We start from the raw sequence: 26,805 nt of genomic DNA on the forward strand, positions 1-26,805 counted from the left end.
GATCGACAAGAAATCTCATGCTTTGTCAGCCTTGCCCGCCGCCGCCGCGAAACGCGCCAGGCGCACATCCAGCCGGCGCGGCCGAACGCCACGGTCTTCGGCGTGCTCCTTGCGACGGATGGCGTTGCGCACCATCAGCGAGCCGAGGTAGCGGATAGGCTCGGGCGGGAACAGCCCCAGCGGCCCCTTGACCAGAGGCGAACGGGTCCACGGGTTGTCCAGGCCCAGCGCCAGCGACGACAGGATCTGCCCGCCCATGTGGCACGGCCCGACCCCGCTGCCGGAATAACCGAAGCCATAGAACACATTGCCCTGCCCATCCAGCTTGCCGAAGAACGGCAACCCGGTCACCGAGCGGTCCGACGGGCCGTTCCAGCTGGCCGCGAGCGGGACCTGGGCCAACGCCGGGAAGAATTCACCGAGGCTTTCGCGCAGCAGCGGCCGGTACGGCGATGGCTGGTCGAACACAGGCAGCATGCGCCCGCCATAGGCGAAGGTGTTGCCGCCCTTGCCAAGCATCAGCCGGCCATCACTGGTGTTGTGGTAGTAGTGGACGAAAATCCGTGAGTCGAGCACGCTGACCCCGGTGTTCAAGCCGATCTCGCGCAGCAGTTCGGGGCAAGGTTCGGTGATCACCATGTCACTGGAGACAATCGCCACGCTGCGCTCGAACTGCGGGAAGGCCCGCGCCATCCAGGCATTGAGGCCGAGCACCACGCGGTCGGCGCGAATCGTACCGCCGGCGGTACGCACCTGGGCCGGGGCGCCGTGTTCCAGGCCGGTCATGGCCGTGCCTTCATAGATGCGCACCCCGCGCTGCAGGGCGACCCGGCGCAAACCGCGCACCAGCTTGCCCGGCTGCACGGTGGCGGCGGCTGGCGAGAACCAGCCCTCCAGGTGCCGCGCCGAACCAGCCAGCTGCTGGACCTGGTCCAGTGGCAGGCGCTCGAACGAATTGATCCCCTTCTGCTGCAGCGCCGCAATCACCGCATCGGTGCCACCGACCTGAGCCTGGTTGGTGGCTGTGTACAAGGTGCCGTCCAGGCGGTAGTCGCAATCGATGCCATTGGCCGCACAGAACGCACCGATGGCCCCGATGCTGCGCTCCGACTCACGCACCAGGCGCACCGCCTCAGCCACCCCGAACAGGCGTTCGAGGGTGAAGTACTTGGCCGACCACGACAATGCACACCCGCCATTGCGGCCACTGGCACCGGCGCCGCAGATGTCGGCCTCGATCAGCACCACGTCCAGCGCCGGCACCGCCTCTTTGAGCATCAGCGCGGTCCACAAGCCGGTGTAGCCCCCGCCGACGATGCACACATCGCAGCGGGCATCGCCTTCAAGGGGCGGGCACACCGCGTCCTGCTCCGATTCCAGGGCCTGTTGCAGCCAAAAGGGTCTCATTCGCTCGCTTTCCTTCAGGTACGCAGTGGCTTGATCGCCATGCTGGTATTGGGTGCCACGTCATTGGCCTGGGGCGTACCGGCCGGGCGGCTGTTCCAGTGCGGCAGCAGCACAAGGGCCGAGAACAGCGCGCAACCGGCGAACACGATGAACACCGTGACGCTGTCGAAATAGCCCGGCAGCAAGCCGCCGAGCACCGCGCCCACCGAGCCGCAGCCGTTGACGAAGCCCGCGGCGGTGGCGCCGGCCTTGGCCGTGCCGAAATCGATCGCCGCCGCGCCGCTGATCATCGAGTCCGGCCCGTACAGGGTCAGGCCCATGACAAACAGCAAGGCCACCACCATCACGATGCTACCGGTGTGCATGGCCGCCATGAACGCTGCCAGGGTCACGGTCAGCAGCACCAGGCTGATCACACAGGCCGGCATGCGCCGGGCGCCGAACAGCTTGTCCGAAGCCAGGCCGATGATGATCGGGCCGAGCAGCCCCGCCAGTTCAAAAGCGGTGGGGATGATCGCCGCGCCCACCTTGCCGACCGAAGGCATCTGCTCGAAGACGATCACCGGGCCCCACAGCAGGATGGCGTAGCGCGCAGGTTTCAACAGGAAGTAGGCCAGGCCCAGGGTCAGCACGGTGCGGTTGCGCAGGATCTCGCGCAGCGGCGCCCATACGCTGCACAGGTTGCCACCCGGAGCCATGCTCTGCGGCTCTGGTTCGACCGCCGGCAGGCCGACGTCTTCCGGCTTGTTACGCTGCAGGAAGAAGAACAGCACGGCCACACCGGCCACCACCGCAGCACTGGAGAAGAACGCGGCATGCCAGGTGCCTACCAGGGTATACGCCCACCAGCCGGCGAACGGCGAAGCGACCAGGCCGCCGAAGGCGTAGCACGAACTCCACAGCCCCAGCACTCGCCCGCGCTGCGAGGCCGGGAAGAAGCTGCCGATGTTCTTGCACAGCCCGGCCCAGCCGGTGGATTGCGCCAGGCCCTGGATCAGCATGCAGGTGGCGAAGATCGGGAAGGTCGCGTAACTGCCCATCACCACCGCGGCCACCGCCGAGATCAGCAAGCCGCCCAGCACCACCACGCGCGGGCCGAAACGGTCGGCAAGCATGCCCCAGGTGAATTGGCCCACGGCGTAGGCGGCCAGGTAGATGGCGTCGAGGTTGGCCATCGCGGCCTTGTCGAGCATGAATGTCGGGTCTTCACCGATGCCGAGCTTGGCCACCGAGAAGGCCTTGCGGGTGAAGTAGAAGGCGGCGTAAGCCAGCCAGGTGATAGCAAAAATCTGGATGCGCCAGCGTTTCATCGCGGCTAGTGACTGATTCATTGACTCTGACCTCTTGCTCAAGTGTGCCGGCAGATTGTTAAAAAACGCCTGTCTTGTTGTTGTGTTGCGCACTGCATGACGAAGGCTCGTCATCTGGTCAGATGGCACCGGTGTGCGGGCCATGGCCCGGCCGCTGCTCATGGCGGCGGCCTCGGGTTGAAACGTATGGAAACAGTTGCTGACTGATAAATAAAATCGATTTATCGTATTTCACACATAAGTTCAGCTTGTTACTGGAGTCGGCATGTCGGTTTCCCACGCTCAACTCAAGGCGTTCCATGCGGTAGCCGTGCATGGCAGCTTCACCCGCGCGGCGCAAAAACTGTTTCTGACCCAGCCGGCGGTGTCCGACCAGGTGCGCAAGCTCGAGGAGCGCTTCGGCGTGCTGCTGTTCCACCGCAACAAGCGCTCGGTGCAATTGACCGACCTGGGCGAGCGCCTGCTGGGTATCAGCCAGCGCCTGTTCGCCTGCGAGGCCGAGGCCCATGACCTGCTGCAGGATTCACGTGCCCTGCACACCGGCAGCCTGGTACTGGCGGTGGATGCGCCGGTGCACGTGCTGCCGCAGATCGCCCGCTTCTGCCAACGCTACCCGGGCATCCAGGTCAAGGTCGAAACGGGCAACACCGATGAGTCGCTTTCACGGCTGTTCAGCTACCAGGCCGACCTGGCGTTGCTCGGGCGCGATGTCGATGACGAACGGCTGTACTGCGTGCCGCTGCGCCGCGACCCGATGGTGGCGTTCGTCTCGCACAACCACCCGTGGGCCAGCCGCGGCTCGATCAACCTGGCGGACCTGGACGACACGCCACTGGTGCTGCGCGAGCCGGGGTCGGTGACGCGGCAGACGCTGGAAGAAGAGATGCAGCGCGCAGGCTTGCGCATTCGCCCGGCGATCCAGGTGGAAGGGCGCGAGGCAGCGCGCGAGGCCGTGGTGGTGGGGATTGGCGTGGGGGTGGTGTCGGCAGCCGAGTTTGGCGCAGATGCACGGGTGTGTGCATTGCCGATTGTCGATTGCCAGCGGCATCTGACCGAGACCTTGGTGTGCCTGAGTGAACAGCGTTCACGGCGGGTGGTGGCGACCTTCCTGCAGATGGTTCAGGAAGGGTTGTAGGGCTGTACCGGCCCTTTCGCGGCTAAAGCCGCTCCCACAGGTACCGCACTGGTTTCACAACCTATGCAGTACCTGTGGGAGCGGCTTGAGCCGCGAAGAGGCCGGCACAGGCAACCCAACTATGCTGGGAATACCTCAATTGCAGCCTTTTCCACCATGCTCTACCGAATAGCCGCCGACGCCCTGGTCCTGCTGCACCTGGCTTTCATCCTGCTGGTCCTGTTCGGCGGCCTGCTGGTGCTCAGGTGGCGCCCCGCCCTGTTCCTGCACCTCCCTGCCCTGGCCTGGGGCCTGGCGGTGGAAGGCCTGCACCTGGGATGCCCGCTCACCGACTGGGAAAACCGCCTGCGCCTGGCGGCCGGCGACGCAGGCTACCACGGCGGCTTCGTCGATCATTACATCTGGCCGCTGATCTACCCCGCCGGCCTGACGCCGCAGATCCAGCTGCTGCTGGGCGGCGGCGTGCTGCTGCTCAACCTGGCCATCTACGGCTACGTGATCCGGCATTGGCGCCGACCTTAACGGGTCGCGACCACGAACAGCCGCGGGAACGGCAGCAACACGTTGCCGTCGGTGGCTGCCGGGTAGTCATGCTGCATGGCCTGCAGGTACATCTGCAGGAAGTCCGCCTGCTCGTCTTCATCCAGCTTCGCCAGATAGGGCCGCAGCGCCGACCCCTTGAACCACTCCACCACCGCCTCGGCGCCACCGGCCAGCGGGTGGTGATAGGTGGTGCGCCACACATCCACCCGCGTGCACTGCGGGCTGAGCAAGTCGTAGTAGAACCCCGCGTTATGCCGGGGCGGCAAGCTGAAATCGGCGAACTTGTCGGCCCAGCGGCCTCGGCCGGCGATCTCGCGAAGCTGGCGGTGCGCAGGCTCGTCGAGGTTGTCCGGGGTCTGCACCGCGAGGCTGCCGCCTTCGCTCAGCTGGCGCACCAGGTGCGGGTACAGCGAGCCGTGGTCGGGCACCCATTGCAACGAGGCGTTGGCCAGAATCAGGTCCTGGGGTTCGGGGGCGGACCAGGCGCTGATGTCGGCGATTTCGCAGCGCACCCGCGGGATGTGCAGGCGCTTGCGCTCGCGGGCCTTGTCGATCATGTCCTTGTCGCTGTCCAGCGCTGTCACCTGGGCATCCGGGCAACGCTGCAGCAGCACTTCGGTGGAGTTGCCCGGGCCGCAACCCAGGTCGGTGGCATGGCGCACCGGGCGGGGCGGCACGGCGGCCAGCAAGTCGCGCACGGCGCGGGTGCGTTCATCTTCAAACAGGGAATACTGGGTGGCGGACCAGGCCATGGAAGGCTCCTTTTGGCGGGCAATGGTGTGAGCATAAGCCATGTACCGCCGCCCATGAACCTGAACTGTCAGCCTATGCTTCAGGTCAGTTCCTGCATGCGCATGCCGATGAAGATATCCCTGGCCCTCGCCATCCTGGCCCTGATCGCCGCCGCCGCCCTGCTTGGTTCCCCCTGGATGAACCAGCCATTCCACATGCCCGCGGAAAAACCCCAGGCCCAACAACGCGAAACGGCCGGGTCCCCAAGGGAGCCGGCCGTTTCAAACAGCAAGTGACGCTTAGTGCTGCTGCTTGCCAGAGCGGATCTGGTGGATCACACCCATCGCCACCACGAGGGCCGCAGCGATGCCGGTGGAGATCACCAGGATCTGGTAGTCAGGCATGAAGGCCATGGTCACCAGCGCGGCGATGATGAAGCCGATCACCAGGTAGGTCAGCCATGGGAACAGCCACATCTGCAGGCGCACTTCCTTGCCTTCGGCAATCAGCTTGCGGCGCATGCGCAGCTGCGAGAAGGCGATCACCAGGTACACCAGCAGGGCGATCATGCCGGTGGTGTTCATCAGGGTTTCCAGCACGTCTTTCGGGCGCAGGGTTTCGCTGAAGTTGATCAGCGCGCAAACCACGGCCACGGCGCAGGAGCCGATGATCGCAAATACCGGTACACCGGTGCCGGCGCGGGTGATCTTGAAGAACGACGGCGCGTCGCCACGCTGGGCCAGGGAGAACAGCATGCGCGAAGCGGTGTAGTGGCCAGAGATCAGGCAGCTGCTCACCGAAGTCAGCACCACGAAGTTCATCAGCAGCTCGGCGTGCGGCACGCCCAGCAGCTCCAGGGTACGGCGGTAGGCACCATAGCCGGAAACACCCAGCTGCGGGTCGTTCCACGGTACCAGGCAGACGATCAGGAAGATCGAACCGACGTAGAACAGGCACACACGCCATACCACCGAGTTGGTGGCCTTGACGATCTGGGTGGCCGGGTCCTTGGCTTCGGAAGCAGCGATGGTAACGATTTCGGCGCCGAGGAAGGCAAACATCACACCCAGCAGCGCACCGATGACCGTGGTGATGCCGTTGGGCATGAAGCCTTCGGCGGTCAGGTGGCTCATGCCACGCACTTCACCGAACTGCCAGATGTTCATCACGGCAGCGCCGCACACGATCAGGAAGCAGATGATCGCAATCACCTTGATCAGCGCGAACCAGAATTCGAACTCACCGTAGTGCTTGACGTTGAAGAAGTTGACGGTGATCAGCAGCAGGGTCGTGGCCAGCACGAACACGTTGACGCTCACGTCGGGGAAGAAGCCATGCAGGATCTTGCCCGCCACATAGGCTTCCCAGGCCATCAGGATGACCCAGTACCACCAGTACAGCCAGCCGATGGTGAAACCGGCCCAGCGGCCGATCGCGCGGTCGGCGTAGGTGGAGAACGAGCCGGTGTCGGGCGAGGAAGTCGCCATTTCACCCAGCATGCGCATGATCAGGACCACCAGGATGCCGCCGGCGAGGTACGCCAGGACTGCGGCCGGGCCGGCGCTGTGGATCACGCTGCCGGAACCGACGAACAAGGCGCCGCCGATCACCCCGGCGATCGACATCATCGTCAGGTGGCGCGACTTGAGCGAGGCACTGAGCTTGCTCTCGTGCCCGCTTTTCGCGGTGGTGGTTGTGGATGTTGCGTCCATCAGTTGTGTACCCCGTGCTTCTTTTTATCCAAGGAAAACTGTGAAACCCCGATGGCTCTCGGTTTCACCTGTACATCAGTGCTAATGCGGGCAGGATGGTGTGCGCAAAACACACGCAGGCCTTCCGTGGCGGCCTGCTGACGCGCCCCAGGTTGGCACCTGAGGCGAACTGAACATGCTTTATGTGGCGATATCTGACACCTAATGTAAAAATGTCCGACGTATAGAGCCATGCACAGTGGCATGAATCTCGCACTGCACTGTACAGGCCGCCGATGCAATACACCCCGCTGGCGCTTGGCGCTCAGCACCTTTGAAGGCCCCGAATGTTCGAACTACATCCAGACTCCTCCACGCCGTTGGTCAACCAGATCATCGACGGCCTGCGCGAGCTGATCGACAACCAGACCCTCAAGCCAGGCGCCAAGGTCCCGTCGATCCGCGCCTTCGCGGCGACCTATTCGGTGAGCACCTTCACCGTGGTCGAGGCGTACGACCGCCTGGTGGCTCAGGGGCTGTTGGTGAGCAAGGGGAATGCGGGGTTCTTCGTCAACCGTGCGGTGGCCGAATTGCTGGACACTCATACCGCCGAGGCCGACGCCAGTCGACCATCGTTCAACTCCGAATGGTACCTGCAGCAGATCTTCGAGACCCGCCAGCTGCCGTTCAAGCCGGGCTGCGGCTGGCTGCCCAACGACTGGATGTACGAAGAAGGCCTGCGCCGCGGCCTGCGCCAGGTTGCTGGCAGCCCGCTGGAACTGTCTGGCTACGGCGACCCGATGGGCCTGCCGGAACTGCGTGCGCTGACCGCGCAGAACCTGCAGCAGGAGCTGTCGATCGTCTGCAATCCGGCACAGCTCATGCTTACCCACGGCGCCAGCCAGGCGCTGGACCTTGCCGTACGTACCTTGGTACGCCCCGGTGATGTTGTACTGGTGGACGACCCCGGCTACCCGAACCTGATGAGCATCCTGCGCACCCAGGGCGCAACGCTGATCGGCGTGCCACGCACCCCGAATGGCTATGACCTCAACCACCTTGAGCAACTGCTGGCGCACCACCGCCCTACCGCGTTTTTCACCCAGCCACACCTGCACAGCCCGACCTGCTCACGCACGCCGCTGCCGCAGCTGCACCGCCTGTTGCAGCTGGCCAGCCAGCACGGTTTGCGCCTGGTGGAAAACAACCTGTACGCCGATATGGTCGCCGAGCCGCAGCCGTGCCTGGCCAGCCTCGACCACCTGCAGCAAGTGGTATACGTGGGCAGCTATTCGAAGAGCATCTCGCCCAACGTGCGGGTCGGCTACTTGCTGGCCAACCCGGAGCTTTCGCAGAAGCTACTGCACCTGAAGATGCGCTCGGGGCTTACCACTTCGCAGGTGATGGAACGGGTGGTGTATGCCGCGATCATCGACGGGCGCTGGCGCAAGCACCTCAAGCGCCTGCGCCAGCGCTTGGCCGAGGCACATCAGGAAGTTGGGCGGCACCTGCATCGATTGGGCTTTGAACTGTTCATCGAATCGGATGAAGGGATGTATATCTGGACCCGTCACCCGGCGATTCCGGACAGCGCGGCGTTACTGGACGATGCGCTGGAGAAAGGCATCATGCTCGGGCCTGGGCAGTTGTTCATGGTCGATGCCAAGCCGACCGGGTGGATGCGGTTCAATGTGGCGTTCAGTACGGACCCGGCGATGTGGGAGTTGTTGGAGAAGGTGTTGGTCAAGCATGTGCGGCGGGGTGGGATCTAAAGGCAGTGGTGCGGCGTGGTGTTCGCCTGGGTATTTTCAGCGCCTGTGAGATCGAGCGGCGCGCGGGCGGCGCTCGATCTCACACAGGAATGGACTGCCCCCAAGAAGGAGGCCGACACTGGCGACCTTACTCTTGGGGGACCACCACCGGCTCGCCAATCGCATAAAAATGCCCACCCGCCACATAGTGCAGGCTACGCCACTGCGGGTCGGCACTCTCATAAGCCCAATGCCCATCGCGGAACACCCGGTCATCCGCCCAGGCCGCCACCACTTCGCCAATGAACAGGTCATAGGTGCTCTGGTTATGCGGCTCGTCGATCACCCGGCACATCAGCCAGGCCGAGCAGCCCTCGACCAGCGGCGCCGAATACCCCTCCACCCGCGCCAGCCCCACACCGATGCTGGCCAGCTTGTCGGGCTGGTCGAACAGGCTGCGGGTTCCCACCTGATGGGTCAGTTGCGCCTGGGCGGCGGTCGGTACCTGGATCACGAACCAGCCGCTGCCCTCGACCAGCTGCCGGGTACGGGCGATCTTGTCCAGCACCACAGTGACCTTGGGCGGGTCGAAGTCCAGCGCGCAGGCCCAGGCAGCGGCCATGACGTTGTCCACACCTTCGTGGCTGGCCGACACCAGCACGGTCGGCCCATGGTTGAGCAGGCGGTAAGCCTTTTGCAGGTCGACGGCTTGGAAGTGGCTGTTCATCGGTGTCCTCGCTCAGCACAGAAATCAGTCGAAGAATTGTGCCGCATCAAGGCAGCGCAAGCACCCTCCTCGCAGCATCAGCAAATTCCTACAGCCTGTTCTGAAGCGTCCTACTTGTCGCCGTGGATCGGTGAAAACAAGATCGAACCTGCGACCCAGAGGAGGCTGCGCATGCACCCAGAAACCCGCACCACCGTCGAACTGCGCAGTGCCCTGCGCGAACTGCTGGCCCACAACGTCAGCAACCCGGATGACGACCCGCACCTCTCCGGTGTGCTGTTTTTCTGTGCCACCGACGAGCGCACCCGGCAACTGGTCGAGCACATCGAACTGCTGGCCAGCGAACTCTTCTTCAACCCGCGCGGGCAAGCCATCAGCCACCGGATGCGCGCCATCGGCGTCAAAGGCGTGTGCATCAAGCAGAAGCGCAAGGCCTCTGCGGATGAAACGGTCATCCGCATTGACCTCAACGGCAAGGGCTACATCACGGTGAGCACCGTTCGGCTCTGATCCGCTATCCTCAGCACTCTCGTGCTTCGGACAGTGATCATGGAACTGCATATCCGCCTGGACGGCCGCAAAGGCCTGGCCGACCAGCTCTATCAGCAGCTACGCGCCGGCATCGACAGCGGCCACCTGGCCGCCGGCACGCAACTGCCGCCGACCCGGCTGCTGGCCGAGCAACTGGGCGTGTCGCGCAAGACCGTGGCCGAAGCCTATTCGCGGCTGACCTACGACAACCTGCTCAGCGGCGTGGTCGGCCGCGGCACCTTCATCACCCCGCGCCAACCGCTGCGCAGCGATGAATCCCAAACCGTGCCCCTGGCCGCTGCCGCCTCATTGCAGCGCTGGCAGCAACGCGCCACGGTGCTCGCCCGGCGCACCCAAGAGGCCCCTTCGCGCTACGACTTTGTCGGCGGCGCCTCAACCAAGGCTCAGTTCCCCTTCGACCAGTGGCGCAGCTGCCTGAACTACGCCCTGCGCCGCAGCCAGCGCCACCCGGAGCGCCAGTTTGCCGCCCAGGGCCTGCCTGAGCTGCGCGAAGCCATTGCCCACCATATCGCCTACGCCCGCGGCGTCCATTGCAGTGCCGCGCACGTGCTGGTGTGCAACGGCGCCCAGCAGGCCTTGGACCTGATCGCCCGGGTGCTGGTCGAACCCGGCTGCCAGGTGGCCATGGAAGACCCCGGCTACCCGCCGGCGCGCCAGCTGTTCCTGGCCCTGGGGGCAAAGCTGCAGTCCGTGCCGGTGGACGATGAAGGGATGTGCGTTTCTCAGATCGCCGATGGCACCCGGCTAATCTACGTCACGCCTTCGCACCAGTTTCCGCTCGGCATGCCGCTGAGCGAAGCCCGCCGCCATGCTCTGCTGGCACGGGCCGCCGAGCTCGGCGCGTTGATCATCGAGGACGACTACGACTGCGAGTTCCGCTACCAGGGCCCGGCCGCCGACGCCCTGCAGCGCCTCGACCGGCAAGGCCTGGTGGCGTATGTCGGGACCTTCTCCAAGACCTTGCTGCCGGAACTGCGCCTGGGTTACGCGGTGCTGCCGCCGGCGGTGCTCAGCGCCGCCTGCGTGGCCAAGCACCTGAGCGACTGGCACAGCCCGACCTTGCTGCAGTGGGCGCTGGCGCGGTTCATTGGCGAGGGCCACCTGAACAAGCACATCCGCCGCTGCCACGACATCTACAGCGCCCGCCGCGCGCGCATTCTGGCACGGCTGGACGACGACCTGGCGCCCTGGTTCAGCACCGTGCCGGCCAGTGCCGGGTTCCACCTGAGCGCGCTGGCGCGGCCGGGGGTGGACGTCGAGATGCTGGCCAACCTCGCCCGCAAGGTGGAAGTGGGGCTGTATTCACTGGCGCCGTTCTTCAGCGAAGCGCCAGTACGCCCAGGACTGCTGCTGGGCTTCGGCGCCATCGAGCTGCTGGATATCGACCCGGCACTGGACCGGGTCCGCGATACCTTGCAGCGCCTCAGTTGACCCACACCGCGTGGCCACCCTGCCTTGGCCGGGCGATGGCCGCCGCATAGCCGCGCGGGGCGAAACAGGCGGTCACCAGCAGCATCGCCAGCACGGTGACGCTCAGCAACGTCCACGATGCCTGGAAATCGCCGCTGACATCGCGCAGCCAACCGGTGATGTACGGGATGATGCCGGTGATGATGAAGCCGATGCCCTGCACGAATGCCGCCAGGCTGCCGGCTTCAGCGGGCGTCTTGAGGTGCTCCAGGGTCAAGGTCAGGCTCAGGCTGAAGCAAGCGCCCAGGCCAAAGCCGATCATCGCTACCCACAGGCCCATGGCCAGGGTCGGCGCCAGCAACAAACCAAGGAAGCCCACCAGCTGGATCGACAGCGCCAGCCACAAGCCTGGGCGACGGTCGGCAAACCCGCGCAGCAACAGCGGCAGGCCCAGCGCGCCGCAGACCTGAAAGATGGTCATCAGGCCCACCAGGTCGCCACCGCCTTGCGCCGTGCCACCGTGCTCCAGGTGATAAGCGGGCAGCCACGCGACCATGCTGGTATAGCCACCATTGATCAAGCCGAAGTACAGCGCCAGCAACCAGGCCCGGCGCGTGCCAAACCAGTGCCCGCCGGTGGCGCCGGCCAGCTTCGGTGCGTTTTGCCCAGGACGCAGCGCGGCCCAGGCCAGCACTGCCAGCACTGCCGGGATCGCCCACACGCCAAGCCCGGCCTGCCAATGGCCGAAGTGCCCGCTGATAGACGGGCCGAGCACCGCTGCCAGGCCACCACCACTCATCAGCGCCGCCGAGTACAGGCCCATGGTCCCGGCCAGGCGGCTGGGGAACCAGCGATTGACCAGGCCTGGCATCATGCCCTGCACCACTGCCACACCAAGGCCGGCCAGCACTGCGCTGGCGATCAGCGCCCAGGCGCTGTCCAGTTGCAGCCGCCACAGGCAGGCCAGGGCAATGGCGCTCAGGCCGCCGAGCATGCCGCCGTGTTCGCTGATCCAGCGCCGCAGCCAGGGTTGCAGTAACGGCACCAGGCCCATGCACAGCACTGGCAGGGCCGTCAGCAGCGCCGCCTGCTGGTAACCCAGCCCGGTGCTGGCGCGCATTGGTTCGAGCAACGGGCCGATACTGGTCAGGATCGGCCTCAGGTTCAATGCCAGCAAGATCACCAGCAACAGGTTCAACGCCCCTCTCATCACGAATCGATACTCCCAAGCAAGACCCGGTCATTATCCTGTCCAGGCAGTCAGGGTAGAAATGAAGAGATTGGATGCAGGTCAGTGGCCACCTTAATGGGCCGATTGGCCTCCCGGCAAAGTGCGCGATTGGCTATCGGGGCGGTGGACGGCGGGGGTTAAGGTAACGCCATGTCCACAACGCATCCCCTGGAGTACACCATGCACAACCGTATCGAATGGGCCAAACACTCGCCGGAAGCCTACAAAGCCATGGTCGGCCTGGAACAGGCGCTGGCCAAGAGCGGCCTGGAGAATTCACTGCTGGAGCTGGTGCGCCTGCGGGCCTCGCAGATCAACGGCTGCGCCTATTGCGTGAACATGCATGCCAATGATGCGCGCAAGGCTGGCGAGACCGAGGCGCGCCTGCAGACCCTGTGCGTCTGGCAGGAAACGAACTACTTCACCCCACGTGAACGTGCCGCGCTGGCCTGGGTGGAGTGCCTGACCCGGCTACCCGAGCGTGGCGCCCCGCAGCCGGAATACGAAGCACTGCAGCAGCACTTCGAGCCGGCCGAAGTGGCCAACCTGACCTTGGCCATCGCCACCATCAACGCCTGGAACCGCTTTGGCGTGGGGTTTGCCATGGTCCCGGCCTGATCGAGTGAATGGGTGGGATTGAAGGTTTTCAGCGCCTGTGAGATCGAGCGCCGCCCGCGCGGCGCATCGCGGATGAATCCGCTCCTACATCTGTTTCGGGCCAATCAAACCTGTGAGGTCACCGCTGCCCGCCTTGTTTGTAGGGCTTACGTCATGCGAAAAGGCTGGCAACCATGGCCTAACAGGTTTGGCACGTTGCAACAAATGTAGGAGCGGATTCATCCGCGATGCGCCGCGTGGGCGGCGCGCGATCTCACAGGCGCTGCAAACGCAGAACTGATCACACCACAGCCCGTCGCCGTCTGCCGAGGCAGGCATACCCCATTCCCAACACACCCATCAACAACCCCCCCAGCAGCCCCACCAGCTCGCGGCTGTAGCGCGCCACCAGCGCCGGGAACCCGACGAACTCGCGGTAGACCCGCACATCCGCCTCGCCCCCCGCAAAACTCACACCAATACCCCCCTGGCGAATCTGCGAATAGTCGGCATCGAAGTAAACCCAGACCCTGCACTCCCCGCCCTGCTCGATAGCCGGTATCACCACCTGCGCGGTCGACGCCTCGTAAAGGGTGTCGTTACCCGCCGTATCGCGCACCTGCACCAGGCCCTTGGCTGGCAGGCGGATCTTCACCTCACGCACGTCGCTGTCGCCACGGTTGTGCAGGTCGATGAGCAAGCCCGTGCGGTGATCGACCAGCCCGGCTTCGAAGGGTTTGGCGAACAGTTGCACATAAGGCGCCTGGGCCAGTTCGATCAGCTTGTCGACCTGGTACTGGTTCAACGCGCCGCCGCTGATGCTGTTGATGCGCGGCTGCAACTGCGCGTACTTGAGCTGCTCGTTGGCCTTGCCGATGCGCTCGCTGAACTGGCTGGGATAGGTGAGGTAGGCGTAAGTCAGGGTCGCCTCAAGCCGTGGCGTGGCCTTGAGCAGCACATAAGCCACCAGCAAGACCATCAGGCCAAGCAGCATGGCAACCAGCAGTTTGCCGACTTTGTCCCAACTCAACGGTGCGGTTCCTTCTGTTTTTTCGGCACGCAAGATCGATGCGACGCAGAGTGACAAGTTCAGCGCCGCCAGACAAGGGCTCAACGGCTCAATAAAGCCGGCAGCGACGCCATCAGCATGGCCACCCCGGAGGCCGTCAGCAAACTCAGTACCACCCGGCGAAACGCCAGTTCGCTGATCCCCAGGTACACCCGCGTACCCAGTATCGCTGGCAACGCCATGGCCAGCAGCACCACGCCGAACGCAGGCAGCATGTCGCGGGTCACCACCCCGGTACCGAGGTAGGTGAGCATGGTCACCAGCAGCATCGACAGGTTGAAGTTCTGGATCACCGCGCGCTGGGTATCGCGCTCGAAGCCGCGCAAGGTACACCACAGTGTAGGCACTGTGCCGGTAAAGCCACCGATCCCGCCCAAGGCGCCGCCCACCAGGCCCACCGCACCATCGGCCAGGCGGTTGCCCGGCAGCCGTGGCAGGCGCGGCGCCAGCAGCATCAGCGGGCACCACAGCACCAGCAGTGTGCCGAACACGGCCTTGAACCAGAGCATGTCCAGGTACGGCAGCACCCACACACCTAGCGGAATGCCAGCCAGCCCGCCAAGCACGAACGGCCACAACAGCGCCCAGCTGAAGCCGCGGCGCACGCTGAACACAGCGATGAGCTGGCCGGTGAGGCTGCCGAATACGGTCAGCGATGCTGCCAGCCGCGGTTCCAGGCCCCAGGCCCAGAACGACATGGCCACCATGCCGAAGGCAAAGCCGGAAAGGCCCTGGACGAAACCGGCGACGATGGCGCCGAGGGCGATGAGGTAGAAGGCATCCATAGAGCAATGCAGGCCTGGCGTGATCGGCGTTCTACCTTGCCAGAGCGGCGGGCGAATGTCTGCCATGGCGTCGCCAACTGTGAACGCTCGTCACACCCGCTATGCCGCTGCACTGCCTAATCCTGCGCCCTATTGGCGCATAAGGTAGCAGCCAAGGCCATCTTGCCGATGGCCCATGAAAACAACAAGCGTGCAACCGAGGGGCGAGCCGATGCGTGGCGAACAACAGATACAGAACGACAAGCTGGGGAATGGCCTGAAAGGCCGGCAGGTGACGATGATCTCGATTGGCGGGGTCATCGGTGCCGGGCTGTTCGTGGGTTCGAGCAACGCCATCGCTGCGGCCGGGCCCGCCGTGCTGGTGGCTTACGTGATCGCGGCAGCGATCGTGGTGCTGGTGATGCAGATGCTCGGCGAGATGGCCACGGCGCGGCCGGATACCGGCTCGTTCTCATCCTACGCCGACCAGGCCATCGGCCGCTGGGCCGGTTTCTCGATCGGCTGGCTGTACTGGTGGTTTTATGTGCTGGTAATTGCCATCGAAGCCATCGTCGCCGGCAACATTCTGGGCGACTGGCTGGGCTTGCCGCACGCCTTCACCGCCTTTGCCATCAGCCTGGTGCTGATCGGCTGCAACAGCCTCAGTGTCGGCTCGTTCGGCACGCTGGAATACTGGCTGTCTTTGTTCAAGGTGGTGTCGATCGTCACCTTCATCGTGCTCGGCGTACTGGCGATCTTCGGCCTGCTGCCTGGCTCATCGACCAGCGGCATCAGCAACCTGTGGGCCAACGGCGGCTTCGCGCCCAAGGGTAACGTGGCCATTGTCGCTGCGCTGCTGACCGCCATGTTCAGCTTTCAGGGCAGTGAGGTGGTGACCATCGCCGCTGCCGAATCCCGTGACCCGAAAGCCAACATCAAGAAGGCCATCCGCGCGGTGGTGTGGCGCCTGGGCCTGTTCTACCTCGGCTCGATGTTCGTCGTGGTGTGCCTGGTCCCGTGGAATGCACCCGGCCTGGCGCAGGGTTCGTACCAGGCCGTGCTCAATGCCATGAACATCCCCTGGGCGCCGGGGATCATGAGCATCGTGGTGCTGGTAGCCGTGACCAGTTGCCTGAACTCGGCGATCTACACCGCTTCGCGCATGGCTTACTCACTGGCCCGGCGCGGCGACGCACCCAAAGCGGTATCGCACACCACCGCGCAGGGCGTGCCCCTGCTGGCCGTCGCCCTTACCGCCGGTGCCGCGCTGGCGGCCTTGGCGGCCAACTACCTGCTGCCCGCCGAAGTGTTCCAGTTTCTGCTGGCCACCAGCGGCGCACTGGCCCTGCTGATGTATCTGGTAATCGCCGTCACCCAGTTGTGCATGCGCCGCAAGCTGGTGGCGCTGGGCAAGCGGCTGGAGGTGCGCATGTGGCTGTTCCCCTGGCTGACCCTGCTGACCATCGCCTTCATCGTCGGAGTGTTTGCGGTCATGGCGGCCTTCCCGGGGCAACGGGCAGAGCTGCTGTCCACCCTCGGCCTGACCGGTGCATTGGTGGCCATCGGTGCCTATCTGCAAAAACGCCAACCGGCACTCTCGGCCCAGCGTGCCTCGCTGCGCCTGGACGAAGCAGCCAACGCCTGAACTGTGACACGGCTTCACAGCGGGTGTGCCGGCGAGGGCCTTTTTCGGCCTGCGGCACACCCCTAACCTGACGACAACGCGGGGCAGACCGCCCCGTTCATCCCAAGATAACCCTGTGTGGAAAACCTCATGACCGTAGCCCGCAAACCCGACGAACTGGCCATTCCCTATCAACTGCCGCAAGTCCCCTTCATGTCGCCCGACATGGTCCACCCCGGCGTGCTGGGCAAGTGGCTCGAAGATGACGCGCTGTGGGTGCCGGTAACCGCCTCGGTGTCGTTCAAGCCCCTGCTGCTGAACGTTTCTGGCGGCTATTACATCAACCTGTTGCGGGTGCGCCAGAGCGGCGTGCTGTCGCGCCACCGCCACACCGGAGGCGTGCATGCCCTGGTGCTCAAGGGCCGCTGGTTCTACCTGGAGCACGACTGGGTCGCCGAGGAAGGTTCGTTCGCCTACGAGCCACCGGGCGAGACGCACACCTTGTTCGTACCGGAAGATGTAGAAGAAATGATCACCTGGTTCCATGTGCAGGGCGGCTACACCTACGTCGACCCACAAGGCGTGGCGGTGGGTTACGAGGACGTGTTCACCAAGCTGGAAAGCGCCCGCGCGCACTACAAGGCACTGGGCCTGCCGGACGACTACATCGAACAGTTCATTCGCTGAGTGCAGGTTGCCAGCACCCGGCAGCGCTGCCAGTCTTCTGCTCAATCACCGGAGGCGGAACATGGACAACTACTCGCAACTGCTGGCGTTTCTCTGGGCCACCGAGCACGGCAACTTCTCTGCCGCTGCGCGGGCCTGCGGGATGACGCCCTCGGCCATCAGCAAGCTGATTTCACGGCTTGAGGATCGCCTGCAGGTGCGCCTGTTCCAGCGTGGCACCCGCAGCCTGACGCTGACCGAGGAAGGCAGCGCCTACCTGGTCAGCGCACGGGCGGTGGTCAATGCCATGGCCGAGGCCGATTCGCTGGCCGAGGCCTTCCCGACCCGGGTCAGCGGGACCTTGCGCGTGCACACCATGACCACCTTCGCCAAGCACCAGATCATCCCCTGGCTGCCAGAGTTCCTGGCCGCCTACCCAGGGCTGACCGTGGATATTCAGGTTGGCGCGCAGTTCTCCGACCAGTTCGACCAAGGCCTGGATGTGGCGATACACAGCGGCGTGCTGCCCGACTCGACGCGCATCGCCCGCAAGATCGGCCAGAGCCGCTGGATCCTCTGCGCTGCTCCCCAATACCTGGCCCGCCACGGCACGCCGGCGCAACCCGGCGAACTGCTGGCGCACACCTGCTTTTCCTTCGGTTTCAGCAGCGTTTGGAACACCTGGAGCTTCGTTGTCGATGGCCAGACCGTGACGGTGCCGGTGGTGCCCAAGGCCACCTTCGCCCAGGGCGACCTGCTGCGCGACCTGGCCCTGGACGGTGCCGGCATCGTGCGCCTGGCGGAATTCCACATTGGCCAGGACATTCAGGAAGGCCGCCTGGTGCCGTTGCTCGAAGCGTACAGCAGCGACAGCGTCGAGCCGATCTACCTGATCTACACCAATCGCAAGCACCTCAGCCCGCGTATTCGCGTGTTCCGCGACTTCCTCGAACGCAAGCTCGCGCAGAGCCCGTGGCATACCCGCTGAGCCCCAAGCACCCGACCCGAACACAGAGGTACCCCATGCACAATCTCGTAGGCGATGTTTCCAGCGCCGCCCGCATCCTGCCTGACCTCGACGGCCAGGCCCTGTTCATCCGCAACGGCAAAGGCCCCTACCTGTACGACGACCAGGGCCGCCGCTACATCGACACGGCGCTCGGCTTCGGCGCCGTGCTGCTCGGCCACGCCAACGACACGGTCAACGGCCAGGTGGCCGCAGCCCTCGCCGACTCCGCTTCGCCGTCGTGGGCCCATGTGCGTGAACACGCCGCCGCCACCGCCCTGGCCGCGCACACCGGCGCGCTGAGCAAGGTGATCTTCACCAACTCCGGCAGCGAGGCGGTGCACCTGGCCTGCCGGGCTGCCCGGGCCTTCACCGGGCGTGGGCGCATCGCCAAGATGGCGGCCGGCTTCGATGGCTGGTTCGACGACGTCAGCTTCGGCAATGTCGGCTCCGCCGAGGCGGCTTTCGCCGATGGCCAACGCCCTGCCACTGGCCGCACCACGCTGCTGCGTTTCAATGACTTCGATGACGTCGAGCGGCTGTTCGCCGAAGACCAGGACATCGCCGCCGTCATCCTCGAACCGATGCTGGCCAATGCCGGTTGCCTGATGCCGGCCCCCGGTTACCTGCAACACGTGCAGCAGGTTGCGCGCCGCCATGGCGCGCTGGTGATCGCCGATGAGGTGCTGATGGGCTTTCGCCTGCACGCCGGGCTGGCCAGCCAACTGGCCGGGCTCGACCCGGACATTGCCAGCGTCGGCAAGGCCATCGGCAATGGCGTGCCGGTGTCAGCCATCGTCGGCAAACCGGAGGTCCTGGCCGCTTTCGAACTAGGCAAGGTATTGCGCGGCGGTACCTTCAGCGGCAACCCGCTGGCCTGCGCGGCGGTGATGAGCACCCTGGGCCAGCTTGACCAGCTCGATTACCCCGGCCTGATCGCCCGCGGCCAGCAGTTGCGCCAGGCGGTGGAGGCGATCTTCGAAGCGCAGGGCATCGTGGTAAGCACCAGCGGCTATGGCAATGTCTTCAGCCTGTGGCCTTCACGCCAGGCACCGACCACCTATGAGCAGGCAGTGGCCGTGGGCAGCGCGGCGTTCAGCAAGGCCCTGCACCTTGCGCTGCGCGAAGCCGGGGTGCTGGTGATGCCGTCGCAATATGGCCGCCTGTACCTGTCGTTCGAGCACGACGAAGCGGTGGTGGAGGCGATGACAGTGGCCTTCGAGCGCGCCGCGGTCAAACTCGCAGCGCAGTTCGCCAGCCGCTGACACCCGCTTGACCGGAGGGAGCCAGGTGATCGACGATCAGCGCTCCCTCAATCAAGGATGGCGGCATGTTACGGATATTGGGCAGGGCCTCTTCGATCAACGTGCGCAAGGTGCTGTGGGCTTGCGCCGAATTCAACATCGCCTTCGAGCGCGAGGAATGGGGCAGCGGCTTCCAGCCCACCGACGCGCCCGAATTCCTCGCACTCAACCCCAACGCCATGGTCCCGGTGATCCAGGACGGGGACTTCACGCTGTGGGAATCCAACAGCATCATCCGCTACCTGGCGAACCGTTATGGCGATCCGGCCTGCTACCCGCCCGAAGCGCAGGCACGGGCGCGCATCGACCAGTGGATCGACTGGCAGGCGTCGGACCTCAACCGGGCATGGAGCTACCCATTCATGGCACTGGTGCGCCACTCGCCCGCGCATCAGGATGCCCAGGCGCTGGCTGCCGGTTGCGCACAGTGGGCCCACTTCATGGGCATCCTCGACCGGCAACTGGCAGCGACCGGGGCCTTCGTCGCCGGCGACTGCTTCACCCTGGCGGACATCCCCATCGGCCTGTCGGTGCAGCGCTGGTATGCAACACCGATAGAGCACCCCCGGCTGCCCGCCGTGAGCGCCTACTATGAACGCCTCAGCCAGCGCCCGGGTTACCTTTCCCATGGTCGCAACGGCCTGCCTTGATGGCTGAGGAGCCCTGGAAGCGGGTGATAACCCTGTGGGATCGCACTCGGTGTTCAGAAGCCGAGGGTGGCAGATAGCAGATAGGTGCGCGGGGTAGACAAGGTCAGCCCCGGCTCGCTGTCGTCCGACGCCCCCGCCGATGCCCAATAGCGCTTATCCATTACGTTCTCGACACTGGCACGCAAAGTGACCTCGGAGGCATCGACCTTGAAGGCATAGCGCGCCCCCAGGTCGAAGCGTTCCCAGCCGTCGATCTGCTTGCTGTTGTCCTGATCCAGGTACTGCGAACTGGAGTGAATGCCACGCGCCGTCAGCGTCAGCCCGCTCACCCCAGGCACATCCCACTCCGCGCCGAGGTTGACGTTGTACTCAGGTGTCGCCGGGGCGCGGTTGCCGTCGAAGGCGCCATTCACGGTGTCGGTCAGTTCGCTGTCGATATACATCACCCCGCCCAGCACCCGCACGCCGTCGAGCGGCTCGCCGAACACGCTGAGCTCGATACCGCGGTTGTCGCGCTTGCCGTTGGGGCCGAACACCCGCGACTTAGCATTGGTCTCGTAGGCCGGCTGGCGAATGCGGAAGGCGCTGGCAGTGAAGGCGACACGGCCCAGGTCGTACTTGGCACCGACTTCGACCTGGCGGCTGATGAACGGCGGGAAGATCTGGTCTTCGTTGACCGAAGTCGACGGGGCGATCTTGCCTTGGCTCAGGCCTTCCATGTAGTTGGCGTAGAGCGACAGCTGGTCGGTGACCTTGAGCAGCACGCCGCCCGAGGGCGAGACCTTCTCCTCGTCATAGGCAGTGTCGCCCTTCACGCCATCGCTCCAGTCGTCCACTTGCACCCGTTGCCAGCGGGCACCCAGGGTCAGCAGCAGGCGGTCGTCGAAGAAACCGAGGGTGTCGGCCAGGGCGACGCCAGAGAAACGGTTTTCGGTGTACACCTCGGGGTCGATGCGCGTGGGCGTGGCGGGCGTCGGGGTGGCGATCGGGTTGTACAGGTTGCTGGGCGCAGAGGCGTAGCGCGCACCGCCGTTGGTGAAGTCCATGTAGAAGTAGCTGGCGGCCAGGTTGAGTTCATGGCTGACGGGGCCGGTGTGGAACCAGTCGCGCAGCCCGGCCATGGCGGTGCGCACCGACTCGTCACGGGTGAAGTCACGCGGCTGCACGGTGAAGTCACCGGCGTCGTTGATGATCGACACGTTGTGGCGCAGGAAGTCGTGGTTGCTCTTGCGCGCGCCCACCGCGCCATAGGCCATGAGCGAGTCGCTGATGTCGTACTCGGCATTGAGCGCACCGAAGGTGTCGTGGGTGCGCGCCTTGCTCCAGGCCTGGGCGTAGTTGTGGTGCACATCGCGGGCATCGGGCACCTTGGCATTGGCGCCGACCAGCACACGTTCCTGCGGGGCGTCGGTGTCACGCTCGGTGTGGCCGAGGTCCGCCGACAGGCGCAGGCGCTCGCCACGAAAGTCCAGACCGAGCACGGCCATTTCGCGGTCGACGCTCTGGTGGTCCCACTCGGTGTCGCCAGCTTGCTTCACGGCGTTAAAACGCAGGCCGAACTGCTCGCCTTCGCCGAAGCGGCGGCCGACATCCACCGCAGCGCCGGCCTGGCTGCCCGAAGCGTAGCTGCCGGTGAACTCGGTGACCGGCTTGTCGCCGGCGCGCTTGGGTACCACGTTGATGGCGCCACCGACGCTGCCCCGTGGCGAGATGCCATTGATCAGCTGGCTCGGGCCTTTGAGGATGTCGACGCGGTCGGCCATCTCCATGTCGATCGAATAGGTCGGCAGGATGCCGTACAAGCCGTTGTAGGACACATCGCTGTTGAACAGGCTCAAGCCACGAATGGTGAACTGCTCGAAGCGCCCGCCTGCGGGGTTGGTGGCCCGCACCGACGGGTCGCTGGCCAAAAGGTCACCCAGGGTGCGGGCCTGCTGGTTCTTCACCAGCTCGTGGGTGTAGGTGGTCATGCTGAACGGCGTGTCCATGAAGTCACGCGAACCGAGCAAGCCTTGCGAGCCCTTGCGCGCCACTTGGCCGCCGGCGTAGGGCTGGGCGTCGCCGGGCGAGGCCTGGCCGCCGACAATGGTAGTCGGGGCGATTTCCAGGGCATCGCCGCTTTGCGGGGCCGCCACCAGAGTGAAGGCGCCCTCGCCTACCGGCTGCAATTGCAGGCCGCTGCCGCGCAGCAGTTGCAGGAAACCTTCGTCGACGCTGTAACGGCCAGACAGGCCACTGCTCTGCCGGCCACTGACCAGGGCCGGGTCAAGCGACAGGCTGACGCCGGCCTGGTCGGCGAAGCGCGTGAGCGCGGCGCCCAGGCTGCCGGCGGGTACCGCGTAGGTACGCAGGGTTTTGTCAGCGGCCCACACGGGCGAACTGAACAGCAGGCTCATGGCGAAGCTGGCACGCAGCAGTGGGCGCGTGGCGAATGGCAATACAACAGGCATTGAAGAAGGCTCCCCTTGTGTTCTCCTACCGGTAATGACCGGCGAGGGAAAAAAAGGGGACAGCCTCACGCACGGTTTTCTCGCGGGGCCAGGGTGACCCAGTAGCGCGTGCGCGCCCGCACCTCCAGCGGCAGGCTGGCGGCCAGCAGCGCCAAGACCCGGTCGGTGTCGTCGAGGCGAAAGGTGCCGGTGACCCGCAGGCGCTCCAGCTCCGGCGCCCAGCGCAGCAGGCCGGGGCGGTACCTGCGCAGCTCGTGCAGCAGGTCGCCCAAGGGGCGGTCGTCCACGCGCAGCACGCCGTCCCGCCAGCCCAACAGCAGATCATCCACGGCCGTGACCGGGCCAGGCCCGCTGGCACCTAAGCGGGCCTGCTGACCGGCTTGCAGCACCACAGGCTTGCCCTGCAGCGGCTGCAAGGTGGCGAAACCGTTGACCACCGACACTCGGCAAACCTGATCGACAAGGCGCACGCAGACCTCAGCGCCACTGACCCGGACCTGCCCATAAGGCACCTGCAGGTCCAGGCTGACCGCGTCGGGAACGGCGACGGCCACCTCGCCCCGCAGCAGTGTCACACGCCGGGCCGCAAGGTCGATGTCGACTGCGCTGTCGGTGTTCAGCTGCAAGGTCGTGCCGTCGCTCAATAGCCGCTGCCTGCGCTCGCCGACAGCGGTATGCACGTCGGCGGTCCAGGCATCCAGCGGCAGCTGCCGGCTCACCAGCCAGGCCGCTGGCACCACTGCGGCCACGCCCAATGCCTGCTTGAGCAACGCGCGGCGGCTGGCATCCGGGCGATCGAGGGTGGCCATGGCCAGCTCGCCGGGTAGTTGGGAAAAGCGCTGGCGCAGTTGCTGCGCCTTTTGCCAGGCGTTCTCGTGCAGGCTGTTGCTGGCACGCCATTGCGCCAGGCGCTGGAGGTCATTCTGGCTGGCCTGGCCAGACTCCAGCAGCGCCAGCCAGCGGGCAGCGGCGCGCACCACTTCGCGAGCGTGGGTGGAAGGCGCGGCCATTACAGCTCCGCCAACAGGCAGTGCTCGTAGGCCTGCGCCATGTAGCGTTTGACGGTGCGTTCGGAAACCGCGAGGCGTTCGGCGATTTCGCAGTAGCCCAGGCCTTCCAGCTGGCTCCAGAGAAAGGCCTTGCGCACCGGGGCCTTGAGGCCGTCGAGCAGCTCATCCAGTGCTTGCAGGGTTTCCAGCAGGATCCAGCGCTGCTCCGGCGACGGCAGGTTCTGCTCGGGCAGTTGCGCCAGCGCGTCGAGGTAGGCCTGCTCCAGGCTGCGGCGCTTGTGGAAGTTGCTCAGCAGGCGCTTGCCCACAGTCAGCAGGTAGGCGCGGGGTTCGCGGATCTCGGCCAAGGGCTGGGCGCTGGTGAGTACCCGCAGGAAGGTATCCTGGCTGAGGTCCGCCGCATCCCAGGCGTTGCCCATGCGCCGGCGCAGCCAGGCTTCCAGCCAGCCGCGATGTTCGCGGTATAGAGCAGGCAGGCTGTGCTGCGGGGGCGGCGCGGCGTCGATCATGGGCAGGGTCTGCGACGGAGTAAATGGTAGTGATTCTAATTTACTCGGGCTGCGGATCCAAGGGGGGCTGGAAGGTGCTTGCCACCACATCTTCAGGGCCTATGAGATCGAGCGCCGCCCGCGCGGCGCATCGCGGATGAATCCGCTCCTACATCTGTTTCGGGCCAATCAATCCTGTGAGGTCACCGCGGCCAGCACGCCGCCAAGGGCTTACGCCATGCGAAAAGGCTGGCAACCATGGCCTAACAGGTTTGGCACGTTGCAACAAACGTAGGAGCGGATTCATCCGCGATGCGCCGCGCGGGCGGCGCTCGATTTCAGCCGCCCTGCAAAAGCCAAGGCAAGCCCTGCAGCCCCCCCCTACGCCACTGCCCCCACCCCCACCGGGCGACTACGCCAGGCCAGGGTCAACACCAGCCCCAACCCCGCCATCAACGCCCCGGCAAACGACACCGCCGAATACCCCAGCCCGGCATTGATCACCGCGCCACCCAGCGCCGCGCCAATGGCATTGCCCAGGTTGAACGCACCGATGTTCACCGCCGAGGCCAGGTTGGGCGCCTCCTTGGCGGCGTCCATCACACGCATCTGCAGCGGCGGCACCAGGGCGAAACTGGCGATGCCCCAGACCAGGATCGCCAGTGCCGTCGGCAGCGACCCGCCAAGCATCGCCGGGAACACCAGCAGCACCGCAATCAGCACCAGCAGCGACACGATCAAGGTACGGTCCACCGAGCGATCCGCCGCCTTGCCACCCCACACATTGCCCAGGGTCAGGCCGACGCCGAACAGCACCAGCATGGCGGTGATGAAGGGGGTGCAAGCCTGGGCCTGGCTGTGCAGGATCGGCGCTATGTAAGTGAACACCGTGAACATCGCGCTGGAGCCAACCACAGTCAGCGTCAGCGCCGCCAGCACCGGGCCACGCCCCAGCACACGAATCTCGGCCATCACCCCGGCGCTCTTGGGCAGTGGCACATTGGGCAGGGCAAACCAGAGCGAAGCCATCGCCACCAGACCCAGGCCGGCAATGCCCCAGAATGCTGTGCGCCAGCCAAGCAGTTCACCGAACCAGGTGGCCAGCGGTACACCGCCAATGGTGGCCAGGGTGAGGCCCATGAACATGGCCGCCACCGCCCCTGCCCCTGCCCGCTTCTCGGGCGGCACCACGCTGGCCGCCACCACCGAGCCGACGCCAAAGAACGCGCCGTGGTTGAGCGAAGTCACCACCCGCGCGATGAGCAGGCTCTGGTAGTCGGTGGCCAGGGCCGACAGCAGGTTGCCCAAGGTGAAGATGGCCATCAGCCCGATCAGCAGGTAACGCCGCGGGACCTTGCCGGTGGCCAGGGTCATCAATGGGGCACCGATCAGCACGCCTAGCGCGTAGGCACTGACCAGCAGGCCTGCAGCCGGGATCGACACGCCAAGATCGGCGGCGATGCCGGGCAGCATGCCCATGGGGGCGAACTCGGTTACACCGATGCCGAAGGCACCGATGGCGAGCGCCACGAGGGGGGGATTGATACGCATACAAGGCTCCTTATCTATGACGGGAATGCTACGATCCAGCCTTTGAATGCACTAGACCGGTTTTCCGGCAACCACCTTTGCGCTGGAGGCACAGATGGACTACAACGGGCGATCCGGGGAGATGGAGGTGTTTGCCAGGGTGGTGGATGAAGGCAGCCTGTCTGCCGCCGCGCGCGTGCTGGGCCTGACGCCCTCGGCGGTAAGCCGCATCATTGCCCGCGCCGAGCAGCGCTTGGGCACCCGCCTGCTGCTGCGCACCACCCGGGCGATCACCCTCACCACCGAAGGCGAGGCGTACCTGCGCGGGGCGCGGCGCATCCTGGCAGACCTGCTTGAGGTGGAAGAGGCGATCACCGACCAGGGTGTGCCGCGCGGGCGATTGCGGGTCAGCGCGGCGCTGGGGCATGGGCGGCTGACGGTAGTGCCGTTGCTGACCGCGTTCAGCGCGCGGTATCCGCAGGTGCTGGTCGACCTGACGCTGAGTGATGAAATCGCCGATATCCATGGCGGACAGGCCGATGTGGCGCTGCGCTTTGGCCAGCTGCCGGACAGTTCGCTGAGCGCGCGCTGCATTGGCCATACCGGCCAGGTGGTCGTGGCCTCGCCCGAATACCTTGCACGCTGCGGTACGCCGCAGGAGCCAGAGGACCTGGCGCAGCACAACTGCCTGCGCTTCAACTTCCGGCGGGCCGCACCGGATTGGCCGTTTCGCCGGGAGGGGGAGGATTTTTCATTGAAGGTGACGGGGAATATCGAGTGCAGCAGTGGCGAGGCGCTGGCGCAACTGGCCAGGCTGGGGGCGGGTATTGCCCGGATCGGGACCTTTACCGTGGCCGATGAGCTGAACAACGGTCAGCTGGTGGCGCTGCTGGAAGACTACAACCCCGGCGACCGCGAGCCGCTGCATGCAGTGTTCGTGGGTGGGCCGGCGATGCCGGCGCGGGTGCGGGTGTTTGTCGACTTTCTGCTGGAGCATCACCAAGGCTGGCCGCTGACGCCAATGTGACACGGTCTTGCAGGGGCGGCCTCGTGTCGCGAAAGGGCCGCAGCGCGGCCCAGGGATTTGAGCAGCACTGCTGATCGTGCTGGGGCTGCTTCGCAGCCCTTTCCGACCGGTCCGGCGCCCCGGCAAGGCAG

25 protein-coding genes are annotated in these 26,805 nt (G+C 65.4%); 13 read left to right on the forward strand and 12 right to left on the reverse strand.

All coding sequences use genetic code 11. From position 1 onward, the window contains the following. Nucleotides 1-15: 15 nt before the first annotated feature. Nucleotides 16-1,407 (reverse strand): FAD-dependent oxidoreductase, encoded by a 1,392-nt coding sequence (locus tag H040_RS06505; protein WP_027920425.1) that lies wholly within the window; start codon nucleotides 1,405-1,407, stop codon nucleotides 16-18. Between the two features lie 14 nt (nucleotides 1,408-1,421). Further along, nucleotides 1,422-2,738, reverse strand: a complete 1,317-nt coding sequence (locus H040_RS06510) for an MFS transporter (protein ID WP_027920426.1) — start codon at nucleotides 2,736-2,738, stop codon at nucleotides 1,422-1,424. Between the two features lie 244 nt (nucleotides 2,739-2,982). Between H040_RS06510 and H040_RS06515 the strand changes: the two genes are divergently transcribed. Both H040_RS06515 and H040_RS06520 read left to right on the forward strand, forming a co-directional pair. Then, nucleotides 2,983-3,852 carry a LysR family transcriptional regulator gene (locus tag H040_RS06515; RefSeq protein WP_060485825.1) on the forward strand — a complete coding sequence of 290 codons (870 nt, stop codon included), beginning with the start codon at nucleotides 2,983-2,985 and terminating at the stop codon, nucleotides 3,850-3,852. 156 nt (nucleotides 3,853-4,008) lie between these two features. Continuing rightward, nucleotides 4,009-4,374, forward strand: coding sequence for a DUF2784 domain-containing protein (locus tag H040_RS06520; RefSeq protein ID WP_027920427.1), 366 nt, complete (start codon nucleotides 4,009-4,011; stop codon nucleotides 4,372-4,374). Here H040_RS06520 and tam read toward each other — a convergent pair. After that, the gene (gene tam / locus H040_RS06525; RefSeq protein WP_027920428.1) at nucleotides 4,371-5,147 is read right to left on the reverse strand and encodes a trans-aconitate 2-methyltransferase; all 777 of its coding nucleotides are present in this window, start codon (nucleotides 5,145-5,147) and stop codon (nucleotides 4,371-4,373) included. The two genes, H040_RS06520 and tam, sit on opposite strands and share 4 nt — an antisense overlap. 96 nt (nucleotides 5,148-5,243) lie before the next feature. On the opposite strand from tam, the gene H040_RS06530 reads away from it, so the two are divergent. Continuing rightward, nucleotides 5,244-5,423, forward strand: coding sequence for a hypothetical protein (locus H040_RS06530; RefSeq protein ID WP_027920429.1), 180 nt, complete (start codon nucleotides 5,244-5,246; stop codon nucleotides 5,421-5,423). A gap of 3 nt (nucleotides 5,424-5,426) precedes the next feature. On the opposite strand, the gene H040_RS06535 is transcribed toward H040_RS06530, so the two are convergent. Then, entirely contained in the window at nucleotides 5,427-6,839 is a 1,413-nt protein-coding gene (locus H040_RS06535) for an amino acid permease (RefSeq protein ID WP_027920430.1), read from the reverse strand. A 326-nt stretch (nucleotides 6,840-7,165) separates the two neighbouring features. Here H040_RS06535 and H040_RS06540 point away from each other — a divergent pair, with 326 nt between their 5' ends. Next, the gene (locus tag H040_RS06540; protein WP_027920431.1) at nucleotides 7,166-8,590 is read left to right on the forward strand and encodes an aminotransferase-like domain-containing protein; all 1,425 of its coding nucleotides are present in this window, start codon (nucleotides 7,166-7,168) and stop codon (nucleotides 8,588-8,590) included. Between the two features lie 127 nt (nucleotides 8,591-8,717). Here the strand turns inward: H040_RS06540 and H040_RS06545 are convergent, their stop codons facing one another. Then, the gene (locus H040_RS06545) at nucleotides 8,718-9,296 is read right to left on the reverse strand and encodes a flavin reductase family protein (RefSeq protein ID WP_027920432.1); all 579 of its coding nucleotides are present in this window, start codon (nucleotides 9,294-9,296) and stop codon (nucleotides 8,718-8,720) included. A 171-nt stretch (nucleotides 9,297-9,467) separates the two neighbouring features. On the opposite strand from H040_RS06545, the gene H040_RS06550 reads away from it, so the two are divergent. Together H040_RS06550 and pdxR are read left to right on the forward strand one after the other, a co-directional pair. Then, complete coding sequence (locus tag H040_RS06550) at nucleotides 9,468-9,806, forward strand: hypothetical protein (RefSeq protein WP_027920433.1); 339 nt, start codon at nucleotides 9,468-9,470, stop codon at nucleotides 9,804-9,806. A 39-nt stretch (nucleotides 9,807-9,845) separates the two neighbouring features. Next, the gene (gene pdxR / locus H040_RS06555; protein WP_027920434.1) at nucleotides 9,846-11,279 is read left to right on the forward strand and encodes a MocR-like pyridoxine biosynthesis transcription factor PdxR; all 1,434 of its coding nucleotides are present in this window, start codon (nucleotides 9,846-9,848) and stop codon (nucleotides 11,277-11,279) included. Here the strand turns inward: pdxR and H040_RS06560 are convergent. Then, nucleotides 11,272-12,468, reverse strand: a complete 1,197-nt coding sequence (locus H040_RS06560) for a CynX/NimT family MFS transporter (RefSeq protein WP_027920435.1) — start codon at nucleotides 12,466-12,468, stop codon at nucleotides 11,272-11,274. The genes pdxR and H040_RS06560 overlap by 8 nt on opposite strands. 201 nt (nucleotides 12,469-12,669) lie before the next feature. Here H040_RS06560 and H040_RS06565 point away from each other — a divergent pair, with 201 nt between their 5' ends. Next, entirely contained in the window at nucleotides 12,670-13,107 is a 438-nt protein-coding gene (locus tag H040_RS06565; protein ID WP_027920436.1) for a carboxymuconolactone decarboxylase family protein, read from the forward strand. 280 nt (nucleotides 13,108-13,387) lie between these two features. On the opposite strand, the gene H040_RS06575 is transcribed toward H040_RS06565, so the two are convergent. Together H040_RS06575 and H040_RS06580 are read right to left on the reverse strand one after the other, a co-directional pair. Further along, on the reverse strand, nucleotides 13,388-14,116 hold the full coding sequence (locus tag H040_RS06575; protein WP_027920437.1) for a hypothetical protein: 729 nt from the start codon (nucleotides 14,114-14,116) through the stop codon (nucleotides 13,388-13,390). 80 nt (nucleotides 14,117-14,196) lie between these two features. Beyond that, nucleotides 14,197-15,006: a sulfite exporter TauE/SafE family protein gene (locus H040_RS06580; protein WP_256208121.1), complete on the reverse strand. Its 810-nt coding sequence runs from the start codon at nucleotides 15,004-15,006 to the stop codon at nucleotides 14,197-14,199. 145 nt (nucleotides 15,007-15,151) lie between these two features. Between H040_RS06580 and H040_RS06585 the strand changes: the two genes are divergently transcribed. From H040_RS06585 to H040_RS06605, 5 genes are all read left to right on the forward strand, one after another. Next, nucleotides 15,152-16,564, forward strand: coding sequence for an amino acid permease (locus tag H040_RS06585; RefSeq protein WP_050437257.1), 1,413 nt, complete (start codon nucleotides 15,152-15,154; stop codon nucleotides 16,562-16,564). A 129-nt stretch (nucleotides 16,565-16,693) separates the two neighbouring features. Then, nucleotides 16,694-17,230 (forward strand): 2,4'-dihydroxyacetophenone dioxygenase family protein, encoded by a 537-nt coding sequence (locus H040_RS06590; protein WP_027920440.1) that lies wholly within the window; start codon nucleotides 16,694-16,696, stop codon nucleotides 17,228-17,230. 61 nt (nucleotides 17,231-17,291) lie between these two features. Continuing rightward, nucleotides 17,292-18,197: a LysR family transcriptional regulator gene (locus H040_RS06595; protein ID WP_027920441.1), complete on the forward strand. Its 906-nt coding sequence runs from the start codon at nucleotides 17,292-17,294 to the stop codon at nucleotides 18,195-18,197. Nucleotides 18,198-18,232: 35 nt separating this feature from the next. After that, on the forward strand, nucleotides 18,233-19,480 hold the full coding sequence (locus H040_RS06600) for an aspartate aminotransferase family protein (protein WP_027920442.1): 1,248 nt from the start codon (nucleotides 18,233-18,235) through the stop codon (nucleotides 19,478-19,480). A gap of 65 nt (nucleotides 19,481-19,545) precedes the next feature. Next, entirely contained in the window at nucleotides 19,546-20,169 is a 624-nt protein-coding gene (locus H040_RS06605) for a glutathione S-transferase family protein (protein WP_027920443.1), read from the forward strand. Between the two features lie 53 nt (nucleotides 20,170-20,222). Here the strand turns inward: H040_RS06605 and H040_RS06610 are convergent, their stop codons facing one another. From H040_RS06610 to H040_RS06630, 4 genes are all read right to left on the reverse strand, one after another. After that, on the reverse strand, nucleotides 20,223-22,619 hold the full coding sequence (locus tag H040_RS06610) for a TonB-dependent receptor (RefSeq protein WP_027920444.1): 2,397 nt from the start codon (nucleotides 22,617-22,619) through the stop codon (nucleotides 20,223-20,225). Nucleotides 22,620-22,684: 65 nt separating this feature from the next. Beyond that, entirely contained in the window at nucleotides 22,685-23,629 is a 945-nt protein-coding gene (locus H040_RS06615) for a FecR domain-containing protein (RefSeq protein ID WP_027920445.1), read from the reverse strand. Next, nucleotides 23,629-24,138: a sigma-70 family RNA polymerase sigma factor gene (locus H040_RS06620; protein ID WP_027920446.1), complete on the reverse strand. Its 510-nt coding sequence runs from the start codon at nucleotides 24,136-24,138 to the stop codon at nucleotides 23,629-23,631. Before H040_RS06620 ends, H040_RS06615 begins: the two co-directional genes overlap by 1 nt. A gap of 360 nt (nucleotides 24,139-24,498) precedes the next feature. Continuing rightward, nucleotides 24,499-25,668 (reverse strand): MFS transporter, encoded by a 1,170-nt coding sequence (locus tag H040_RS06630; RefSeq protein ID WP_027920447.1) that lies wholly within the window; start codon nucleotides 25,666-25,668, stop codon nucleotides 24,499-24,501. A 94-nt stretch (nucleotides 25,669-25,762) separates the two neighbouring features. Here H040_RS06630 and H040_RS06635 point away from each other — a divergent pair, with 94 nt between their 5' ends. After that, on the forward strand, nucleotides 25,763-26,674 hold the full coding sequence (locus tag H040_RS06635) for a LysR family transcriptional regulator (protein WP_027920448.1): 912 nt from the start codon (nucleotides 25,763-25,765) through the stop codon (nucleotides 26,672-26,674). Nucleotides 26,675-26,805: the final 131 nt, after the last annotated feature.

It is taken from the genome of Pseudomonas sp. URMO17WK12:I7 (genome assembly GCF_003269045.1).
Taxonomy (GTDB): domain Bacteria; phylum Pseudomonadota; class Gammaproteobacteria; order Pseudomonadales; family Pseudomonadaceae; genus Aquipseudomonas; species Aquipseudomonas putida_J.